This is a genomic window from Streptomyces racemochromogenes, from assembly GCF_044129415.1.
Classification (GTDB): Bacteria; Actinomycetota; Actinomycetes; order Streptomycetales; family Streptomycetaceae; genus Streptomyces; species Streptomyces racemochromogenes_A.
Genome location: NZ_JBBDHD010000358.1, coordinates 1 through 337 on the forward strand (window position 1 = coordinate 1; position 337 = coordinate 337).

1 protein-coding gene and 1 rRNA gene are annotated in these 337 nt (G+C 56.4%); both read left to right on the forward strand.

Features of this window, described 5'->3' with window-relative positions; genetic code table 11:
• Positions 1-52: ribosomal RNA gene (locus tag WDV06_RS37270) — 16S ribosomal RNA — on the forward strand; the annotation flags it as partial.
• An 86-nt stretch (positions 53-138) separates the two neighbouring features.
• On the forward strand, positions 139-337 hold a 199-nt coding region (locus WDV06_RS37275; protein WP_395514215.1), incomplete at its 3' end, for a hypothetical protein.

The window sequence follows — 337 nt, forward strand, 5'->3', positions numbered from 1 at the left end:
GAAGTCGTAACAAGGTAGCCGTACCGGAAGGTGCGGCTGGATCACCTCCTTTCTAAGGAGCACAGTACCGATTGCAGGCAAACGTTCTGCACGGTCAGCTCATGGGTGGAACGTTGATTAGTTGGCACGGTCTTCTGGATGGATCACGAGTACTGCTTCGGCGTGGAAAGTGAGTCACTAAAAGAGATCGTGCCTGGCGCGCTGTTGGGTCCTGAAGGCACGGCCGTTTGGTCAGTCTTCAGTGCCGGCCCCGGTAAAGGTCTGCTTCGGCAGGGTGTGACGGGTGGCTGGTCGTTATTTGAGAACTACACAGTGGACGCGAGCATCTGTGGCCAAG